We start from the raw sequence: 9,099 nt of genomic DNA, 5'->3' as shown, positions 1-9,099 counted from the left end.
GGCGCGGCCCAGGCCGTCAGCGGCCAGGCCGGCCGGCGCGCTTCCACCGGCCCGACCCCGGTCAGGTGCGCGAGGGCGCGGAGGTCACTTGAACATCTTCAGGACGTCGCCCAGGCCGACCGTGGTGCGCCGGTAGACGGCGTTGTAGGCGGCGCGCTTCGGATCGCGCAGCCATCCCATCCCCTTGCGGCCATAGCCGGGGATGACCTTGCGCTTGATCGCACGCTTGGCGCGGCCCGTGGTGCGGGCCTTGATGGACTTCTTCAGGCTGGGCTTGCGGAGACCGATCTTCATGGGTCGAGCGTACTGGGTGGGGTGGACGGGGTGAGGGGTCAGCATCTCGCGAGGACCTGCCCCTGGCAGGGCAGTCAGGCAATTCTGTCGTCCTCCTGGACGGTGTGCAGGAACCACTCCAGCGCGTCGAGGAACGCCTCCTGCGCCGCGGCCGGCCGAAGGGTCTGCGGCTTGATGCTCGGGCGCCGGCGGCATTGTCCGCGAATTCCGCCCGGCCGCCGCGCTCGACCCATCCTCGTTGGATCTCGATCAGTGCGCGGGCCGATTCGGGATCGTTGTGGTCGTGCAGTCTGCCGACCCAGCGGTCCCGCAGCGCAGGGTCGTTGCCCGGGGCGGCGAGCGACCGGGGATCGGTCAGGTCGACGTCGACGTCGATGAGCTCGGCGAGCTGCTCCGCCAGCAGCCGCTGGCCGCCGTCGGCACGTCCGTCCTCGGAGAAGCGCACGCCTTCGGCTGCGAGGACGTCGTGCGGATCGTCCGTGCGGTGGACGTCGGTCCACCGGAAGGACGGAGAGACGGTGCCTCCTGCCTGCAGCACACGATGAGCGTGCGGCAGGGCAGTCCGTGCGAGGTAGGTCCCCACGGGGACCGGATGGCTTCCGATCAGCCGTGCGAGTTCGCCGTAGGAGGTCCAGGACCCGGCGGGAATGGCCGCGACGGCATCCGACAGCGTCTGCCAGGCCGTGTGGGCGACTCCGGAGGCGGCCTCTGCTGAGGGCCCCGGCCAGATACCGACGATCCGGTCCGCCAGCCGCTCGGCGCGAGCACGGATCTGCGCGGGACCCCATACCCGCTCAGCCCGTTCCAGCGTGCCCGCCAGCTCCACGAGGCGGTCCTCGTGGACGGCCATCTCGGCGCGCCGGACGGGCACTGACGGGCAGTCCCGTCGCCGGCGCTCGGGGAGGTTCTCGACGACGGCCGTCCGCGCCTCAGCCAGTGGCGCGGAGCAAGCGGCGGACGGCCAGGACCACCAGCGCCACGCCGGCCGCGATCACCGCGGCGCAGATCGCGTAGCTGCCGGCGTCCGAGTCGACGAGCCCGTTGCCCTCGAGCGTGTTGGAGACGCAGGCGGCCCCGAAGATGATCAGCACTAGTCCGAGGATTCCCAGGACCCAGGCGACGAGCCAGTCCCAGACGTCGTGAAGGAGGGTGCGCCCTGATGCCTCCCGCTTCCGCCTCAGACGTTCCTCGTACGCCCGGCGTTCCTCCCGCCTTGCCTCCCGGCTCCACGGGCTGCGTCCCTCAGCCATGCTCCACGTGCCCCTTCTGCTGCGCCTCGAGCTTTTCCCATTCTTCCGCCGTGGTGTGGTGGTCGTCTACAGCCATGGCCTTCCCTCCTTGTTTCCCGACGACGGCCGCTCGTCACTGCGCGGGACGGGGCTGGTGTGCGAAGAGGTGACATACGATCTGTGGCGTTCGCACACCACAGGGGAAGGATGTGCACCATGCCCGCCCCCTACCCCCTGAGAGTTCCGCGATGACCTCGTCCGCGTGGCCCAGAACCGCGCGCCCGGTACTCGGCTGGCCCAGATCGCTCAGGACGTCGGCATCTGCGAGTCTTGCTTGACGAACTGGATGCGCCAGGCAGAGATCGAGGCCGGGAACAAGCCCGGGACCACGAAGGCCGAAGCTGAAGAACTCCGCACTGACGGGATCCCCGTCGTGGTGTCCTTGCGGGTGCTCAAGCTCGCCCGCCAGCCTTACTAACGATGGTTGCAGAACCCCCTCACGCGAACCGATCTCGACCAGGCCTACCGGGCCAACGCCCTGCACGCCGCTCACCAGAACGAGCCTTGAGTTCGGGTACCGGCTGCTGCGTGACGAGGCCGAGAACGCCGGGGAACCCATGGCCACCCGGACCGCCTGGCGGCTCTGCCAGGCCAACGGGTGGCACTTCAGTGTTCGGGACCAAGCGAGGCACGAGCGTGGTGGCCGGGTGCGTGGTGCACTCCGACCGCGCCTGGCAGTTCCGCTCGACCTTGTTCCAAGGATGCCCGCACCGCCCACGGGCTGCTCGGTTTGATGGGGCAGGTCGGCTCGGCCGGGGACCATGCGGTGATGGACTCCTTCTTCGTGCTCGTGCAGATGAACGTGCTCGATCGACGGCAGTGGGCCACACGGGAGGAGTGACGCACGGCGATCGTGACGTGGATCGAAAAGACGTATCACCGGCGGCGCCGGCAGGACCGGCTAGGTCGGTTGACCCCCCGGTCGAGTACGAGATGATCGTGGACCCCGCGACCGCAAACACGGCGTGAGGCAAACTGTCACCAACCCATGCACCAGTCCCAGGAGGTCATCTGACCTGATGAAGGAACCCACTTCCACCCGCAAGAAACTTCTGGTAGCCCTTGTTGCTTTCTTGGGGTGCCTGATAATTGCCATCCCCACGGCACTTTTCTTTGGCCTGGGAGATCTGCTCTTTAGTAATGACGCTTCCAGTGCAGTGTTCACCGTCGTGTTCATGGCGGTGGGCCTCGCACTCCTCTGGGCCTTGCAGTTCGCTTGGGAGTCTCGACGCAAACGACTTCGGGATAGGCGAGGGCCTTGACCCTCGATCGTGGACACGGTGTCGGTTTGGTTATGCCGCTTCCGCGAGGGTAGCTGACCTCGCGGCTTCATAGGCGTTCTCGTAGGTGGTCGGGCTCACGTGGCCGATCGCGGAGTGGCGCCGGCGGGTGTTGTAGCGGTTCGCCCACCAGAACACGGCCCGGTAGGCGGTGGCCTGGTCCGGGAACGCAGGGCGCCCCTGGAGGAGCTCGCGTTTGAGCGCGGCGTTGAAGCTCTCCGCCAGGGAGTTGTCGGCGCTCGTGCCGACCGCACCCATGGACTGGAGGACGCCCAGCTGCGCGCAGAGCGCGGCGTAGGCCTTCGAGGCGTAGACACTGCCGTGGTCGCTGTGGAAGATCGCGTCGGCCAGCGAGCCGCGGTCACGAGCTGCGGCGCGGAGGGCGTCCTCGACGAGTCCTACGCGCATGTGGTCGGCGACCTGCCAACCCGCGAGCTTGCGGGAGCCGAGGTCGATGCAGGTCGCGAGATACAGGTTCGACCCGTCCGCGATCGGGAGGTAGGTGATATCGCCCACGTACCGGCGGTTCGGCTCACCGATGGAGAAGTCTCGCCCGATCAGGTCCGGATACTTGCGTCCGGACTGGTCCGGGATCGTGGTCTTCACCCGCCGGCGCAGCCGGATCCCCGCGAGCCGGTGCTCCCGCATGACCCGGGCGACGCGCTTGTGATTCACCCGGGCTGCGGGCGTCACGCCGTCGTTGAGGTCGGCGGTGATCCGGGGCGCCCCGTAGGCGCGGTCACCGCCCTGGGCGGGGTCCTGCAACACACGGATCCGATCAGCGAGAGCGGCATCTTCGGCGGCCTTCGCGGCTCGACGCCCGGCGGCGTCCAACCAGGTGTAGAACGACGACCTGGCGATCTCGATGACCTCACACAACCGCTTCACGCCGTAGGCGTCCTTGTGGTCCTCGACGAACTGGAAGCGGTTCACCAGTTCGTCTCCCCGGCGAAATACTTCGCCGCCTGACGAAGGATGTCCCGCTCCGTCTCGAGCTTCAGCTTTTCCGCTTCCAGCCTCGCTTTCTCGGCTCCAACCGGAGGACCTTCGCCGCCTGGGACTCAGCCCGACCCGGCGCCGGCATCGACGTCGTGCCGGCGGTCGTGGCCCCCGAGCCGTGCTTCTCGACCCACTCCCGCAACGCGCCGCGGGAGATCCCGAGGTCAGCCGCAATGCCCTTCAACGTCGCACCCGGCGTGGACTCGTACAAGTCCACTGCCCGCTGCCGGAACTCGTCCGTGTAGTTCTTCCTAGCCATCCCTTGGATTCTCGCTTCCCCAGCAACGTGCTGGAATCAGCGTGTCCAAGATCTGGGGTCAAGCGCCAAGCCAGGCAAGAACGGGCGCCGGCCCGGCCCGCCCGTGCACGATGACCGTGTCAAGCGCCAGTTTACCGCCCAAGGACTGAACCAGCTCTAGCTGACCGACATCACCGCGTACCCCACGGGCGAGGGCAAGCTCTACCTCTGCGCCATCAAGGACCTCTACGCCGGGCCGATCGTGGGGTACTCCATGGCCCGGCGCATGCAGGCCTCGTTGGCCGTGGACGCCCTCACCCGGCACGGGCTGCTCGGTTCGATGGGACAGGTCAGCTCGGCCGGGGACCATGCGGCCATGGAGTCCTTCTTCGCCCTGTTGCAGAAGAACGTGCTCGATCGACGGCAATGGGCCACACGAGAGGAGTGACGCACGGCGATCGTGACGTGGATCGAGAAGACGTATCACCGGCGGCGCCGGCAGGACCGGCTGGGTCGGTTGACCCCGGTCGAGTACGAGATGATCATGGACCCCACGACCGCATATGCGGCATAAGACAAACTGTCACCTATCCATGCACCAGTCCCCCTTGCGCTTGATCGCACGCTTGGCGCGGCCCGGTGAATGGGGCAGGATCACCCCATGGCCAGCTACTCGAACAGCGACAAAGTCACCGCCCTCGCCGCCCGCCTGCGGGACGAGGCCATCATCCCTGGCCGGTCGCTCTTCACCGATCGGTCCATCTGGACCCGCGAGAACTTTCAGGAGCTCAAGCGGGCCTACGTGGACCGGCCCGACGAGTCAGCGGCCTCCTTCGAGGTCAAACTCCGCACCCAGCTGGACGATGCCACCGACGACGCCAAGGTCCTGTTCTCCGAACTGCTCCTACTCAATCTCATGATTCTGCGCAGCGTCACCGGCCGCCACAAGATGTATCTCATCAAGGTGCCTCTGGAGATGATCGAGGGCGATGCCGTGTCCATCCCCGCTGACGTCGCCGAGGTACTCGAAGAAGGCGGCGTCATCCATGGCGGCCAAGGAGTGAACCAGTACCGCTGGCAGGCCTTAGCGTTCCTCGTGGAGTGGGGGCTGGCCGTCGAATCGCTTCCTCAGACGGAACGGGCAGCGCCCTTCTCAGACTCCGAAGGGGTGGAGCAGCTCGTCTATGGCTTGGGAGCCAAGACGACGAGCCGCTCCATGCAGCGCAGCCTCTGCTACCTGTTCGATCCGGAGGGACACGCTCCGATCATCTCCCAGGGCCACTTGGAGAAGATCACGGGGCATTTCGCGGACCGCATTCCCGCCGGCCTCGCGGAGGCACGCATGCAGCGGCAGGCTGCGGCCATCCGCAAAGCCGTGGCCCTGGAACGGGGCGACTCCGAGTGGGACTTCTACCACGATCGGGATGAGTGGATGCATCCTGTCCATACGGCTCGGGAAGACACGTCCGTTGCGTCCCCGCCCCAGACCGAAGGCGAGGAGCATGCAGAGGAGCCCGGCGACTCCCCTGTGGCCGTGGCCTTCACGGACGACCTGGCCAGCAATCTGTTCATGCCCCAGGACTGGCTGGACACCGTCCGAGCAGCATTGAACTCCAAGCGGCAGATCATCCTCCAGGGTCCTCCTGGTACGGGCAAGACGTACCTCGCTCGCAGGCTCGCCAAGAACGCCACCACCTCGGAGGAGCAGGTGGAGATCGTGCAGTTCCACCCCGCCTACACCTACGAGGATTTCTTCGAAGGTTTCCGTCCGCAGGCGGCGGAAGGCGGATCAGTGGAGTTCGTCCTGCGCCCCGGCCCGCTGCGCGTCCTCGCCGACCGCGCATCGAACAACCCGGACAAGCCCTACTTCCTGGTCCTCGATGAGATCAACCGGGGCAATCTGGCTAAGATATTCGGCGAGCTGTACTTCCTCCTGGAGTACCGGGACGACCGCGTGCTGCTCATGTACTCGCAGGACCGGTTCGCCCTACCGTCCAACCTCTTCATCATCGGCACCATGAACACGGCGGACCGGTCGATCGCCCTGGTGGACTCCGCCATGCGGCGCCGTTTCGCGTTCTTCACCCTCGCCCCGGACCGCGAGCCCGCCAGAGGCGTTTTGGCCCGGTGGGCTGAGGCCTCCCCCGCAAGGGACGGGCAGGTCGCGCGTTTGCTGGAAGCCCTGAATGATCTCATCGGAGACCCACAGCGGATGGTCGGCCCGTCGTACCTCATGCAGCCGGACGCCCACACAGCAGACGGTCTCGAACGGGTCTGGGAGAGCGAGATCCTCCCCTTGCTGGAAGAGAACTTCCTCGGAGACGACGACGTGGCGCAGCGTTTCGGGCTGGATGCCGTCCGCTCGTCTCAGGCACCCGGCAAGGACGCTGACGCTGGAGCGACAGAGGACAATCAGGCGACGACGACGTGACTGCCCGACCTGTTCTTCACCTCCAGGAGGCCCGCACCATCGGCACAGACGATCTCTCCCGCGCCGAGGCCCGTTGGCTGATGGAGCAGCGCATCGCGGAGGTCGTCCCCGGGGCCCGGAAGCAGTGGGAAGTACGCGTGGGCAATGTCGCCGGCGTGGTCGCGCGGAGGGATCTGGTGGTGGAGATCGAGCCCAAGCTCACCGTCGCCCAAGTGCTCTGGATGGTCCAGGAGGCCGGTATGGCTCCAAAGTGGGGCCCGACGGACACTCCGTTGGCCAAGGATCTGAGCCTCACCGAAGCCGTGCTCGAGCTCTACCTCCGCTCCGTGGAGCGGCTGGTCCTGCGCAGCGGGCTCCGCCGCAGCTATATCGGCGTGGACGACTCATCGTGGACCCTGCGTGGCCGAGTGCGGACTGCGGATCAGTTGACCCGACACCAGGGCCGCCCCCTGCCGTTGGAGTTGCACTACGACGACTACACCCTGGACACCGAACCCAACCGGATTCTCGCCGCCGCCCTCGATGCTGTGCGACCCCTAGCGGCCCACCGGCGAGGCGGCGGGGCCAGGGGACACCTTCTCGTCCTGCGCGCCCAAACGTTGCTGAACCGATTCGACGGCGTCAGCCTGACCACGCCTGGCCTCCGGCCGCACCGCGATGAGGGCGGTCGGCTGCACGAGTCCTACACGGGCCCGCTGATGCTGGCGCACCTGGTCCTCAACGGGGCGGGTCTCGCCTCCAAGGCGGGAGACCGGCGAGCCGAGGGGTTCCTGCTGCCCATACCGCAGGTGTTCGAACGCTGCGTGGCGGAGATCCTTCGCGGCCACCACGGCGCCCGGCTCAACACGCAGGCGACCCTCGGCTATGCCTATGAGAAGGGCTCGCTCACCCGTCGGGTCCGCCCGGACCTCGTGTTGTTCGACGGGGAGGGCCAGCCCGCCGTCGTGATGGACACGAAGTACAAACGCGCTGACCCCACCGCGGCGGACCTGTACCAGATGCACGTCTACGCACGAATGTTCGGGGTTCAGGACGTGGTGCTGTTGTACGCCGAACACACTCGCCCCCGCACTTTGCTGTTGGAGGGCTCACGACCAGAGAGCGAGACCGCGATTCGCCTGCACCTCCGTGGGATTGACCTGACAATGCCCCCGGAACAGATCCGCCAGCAGGTGCTGGCGGCCAGTCAGCTCACCTGAGAGTCGAGACGTCAGTCAGTCCCACCCTCCGCATCGGCAGCGTTGCGGGTCTCCAGGTCCTTGAGCATGACGCTACCGTGAGTCGTCCATGCCTCCATCCCGTTGATGCTGGAACCGGTGACGAAGCCCGCCGCGCCCGAGGGGCTAGGGAACAACACGTCCTCGAGGAGCACGGCGTCCGGCCCGACAACCGAGGGGTGACGTTCCCGGGCAGTCCGCACCGAGTTGGGGCAGGACTCGGTGAGGTGGAGGCGGACCTGGCTTCCCGCCAGCACGTGAAGCGCCCTGAGTTTCGTTCCGATCCAACTGAAGGAGAATCGGAACATGCCCAAGAAGTACACCCCTTCAGCTGCGTGAGCGCGCCGTGCGGATGGTCCTCTAACGCCAAGCCACTCAAGGAGGGCCTCGCTCGCATTCCATCCGAGCCGTCGTCCCGCAGGTCGGAGTCGGCGAAGAGACCCTGCGGATGTGGTGCCACCGCCACGGCCACGAGATAGCCCCCGCGTCTGCTGGTGAGAGCGTGCAGGAGGAGAACAAGCGCCTGAGGCGCGAGCTCGCCGAAGCCCGGCGAGCGAACGAGATCCTCAAAACCGCCTCAGCTTTGTCGCCAGGGAACTCGACCGCCCCACGACGAGATGATCCGGTTCATCGACGAACACCGTGATCGCTTCGGGGCCGAGGCCATCTGCCGCGTACTCAGCGCGACGCAGTGTGGGTTCATCACCTCCCGCGGCTACCGGGCCGCGAAGACACGGCCCACCTCCGCGCGGGCACTACGCGACGAGATCCTCATCGAGGAAATCCGGCGGCTCCACGCGGAGAACTACAGCGTCTACGGGGTGCGCAAGATGCACCACGCCATGCCGGGCCGGCTGGCAGGTGGGCCGTGATCAGGTCGCCCGCCTCATGCGCGCCGCTGGTTTGCGGGGAGTCCGACGCGGCCGCAAGCCGATCACCACGAGGCCGGCAGGTGAGCCGGATGCTCGTCCTGACCTTGTCGAGCGCCGCTTCGCCGCGGAGCGCCCGAACCAACTGCGGGTCGCTGACACCACCTACGTGACGATCCTGACTGGGTTCTGCTACGTCGCGTTCATCACCGACGTGCACTCCCGCATGATCGTGGGCTGGGCCGCCTCGACGAGCCTGAACAAGCAGGGGTTGCCGCTATTGGCCTTGGAGCACGCCCTGATCTCCACCGGCGCCGATCGAGGACGGGGAGGCTTGGTCCACCACTCCGACCGGGGCAGCCAGGGTGGATTCAACTGGTGGACGCAACACCTCAGGTCGAGGAGGGTGTTGATGGGACGACCAGCTGGATGGCTGAAGGAACTCACGGGCCGGTCGGCGATGATCTCGCCAGGCGCCCCGA

Annotated in this window: 7 protein-coding genes and 5 pseudogenes; 7 read left to right on the top strand and 5 right to left on the bottom strand. The window is 67.0% G+C overall.

Going from position 1 to position 9,099, the window contains the following annotated elements:
- Positions 1–84: 84 nt before the first annotated feature.
- The 3 genes and pseudogenes from AC2W7A_RS05705 to AC2W7A_RS05695 all read right to left on the bottom strand — a co-directional run bounded on the left by AC2W7A_RS05705 (position 85) and on the right by AC2W7A_RS05695 (position 1,544).
- A complete protein-coding gene (locus AC2W7A_RS05705; protein ID WP_002857973.1) occupies positions 85–294 on the bottom strand; it encodes a hypothetical protein in 210 nt (69 codons plus the stop codon).
- A 457-nt stretch (positions 295–751) separates the two neighbouring features.
- A pseudogene (locus AC2W7A_RS05700) lies at positions 752–1,144 on the bottom strand (MGMT family protein); the annotation flags it as partial.
- Between the two features lie 79 nt (positions 1,145–1,223).
- Positions 1,224–1,544: a hypothetical protein gene (locus AC2W7A_RS05695; protein ID WP_485990498.1), complete on the bottom strand. Its 321-nt coding sequence runs from the start codon at positions 1,542–1,544 to the stop codon at positions 1,224–1,226.
- Between the two features lie 241 nt (positions 1,545–1,785).
- Here AC2W7A_RS05695 and AC2W7A_RS05690 point away from each other — a divergent pair, with 241 nt between their 5' ends.
- A complete protein-coding gene (locus AC2W7A_RS05690; RefSeq protein WP_485990497.1) occupies positions 1,786–2,001 on the top strand; it encodes a transposase in 216 nt (71 codons plus the stop codon).
- Between the two features lie 233 nt (positions 2,002–2,234).
- Positions 2,235–2,552 (top strand): annotated as a pseudogene (locus AC2W7A_RS05685) (IS3 family transposase); the annotation flags it as partial.
- 323 nt (positions 2,553–2,875) lie between these two features.
- Here AC2W7A_RS05685 and AC2W7A_RS05680 read toward each other — a convergent pair.
- Positions 2,876–4,121, bottom strand: a pseudogene (locus tag AC2W7A_RS05680) (IS3 family transposase).
- A 67-nt stretch (positions 4,122–4,188) separates the two neighbouring features.
- Here AC2W7A_RS05680 and AC2W7A_RS05675 point away from each other — a divergent pair.
- From AC2W7A_RS05675 to AC2W7A_RS05665, 3 genes and pseudogenes are all read left to right on the top strand, one after another.
- Positions 4,189–4,674 (top strand): annotated as a pseudogene (locus AC2W7A_RS05675) (IS3 family transposase); the annotation flags it as partial.
- A gap of 87 nt (positions 4,675–4,761) precedes the next feature.
- A complete protein-coding gene (locus tag AC2W7A_RS05670) occupies positions 4,762–6,531 on the top strand; it encodes an McrB family protein (protein ID WP_485990496.1) in 1,770 nt (589 codons plus the stop codon).
- Between the two features lie 80 nt (positions 6,532–6,611).
- Positions 6,612–7,730, top strand: coding sequence for an McrC family protein (locus AC2W7A_RS05665; protein WP_485990495.1), 1,119 nt, complete (start codon positions 6,612–6,614; stop codon positions 7,728–7,730).
- Between the two features lie 11 nt (positions 7,731–7,741).
- Here the strand turns inward: AC2W7A_RS05665 and AC2W7A_RS05660 are convergent, their stop codons facing one another.
- On the bottom strand, positions 7,742–8,056 hold the full coding sequence (locus tag AC2W7A_RS05660; protein WP_485990494.1) for a DUF4357 domain-containing protein: 315 nt from the start codon (positions 8,054–8,056) through the stop codon (positions 7,742–7,744).
- Positions 8,057–8,365: 309 nt separating this feature from the next.
- Here AC2W7A_RS05660 and AC2W7A_RS05655 point away from each other — a divergent pair, with 309 nt between their 5' ends.
- Both AC2W7A_RS05655 and AC2W7A_RS05650 read left to right on the top strand, forming a co-directional pair.
- Positions 8,366–8,620 (top strand): IS3 family transposase, encoded by a 255-nt coding sequence (locus tag AC2W7A_RS05655; protein ID WP_485990493.1) that lies wholly within the window; start codon positions 8,366–8,368, stop codon positions 8,618–8,620.
- Between the two features lie 166 nt (positions 8,621–8,786).
- A pseudogene (locus tag AC2W7A_RS05650) lies at positions 8,787–9,099 on the top strand (hypothetical protein); the annotation flags it as partial.

It is taken from the genome of Micrococcus sp. LASM2_SD2, assembly GCF_057364565.1.
Note: the sequence above shows the minus strand (reverse complement) of the source record. Positions and strands in the feature narration are given on the sequence as shown.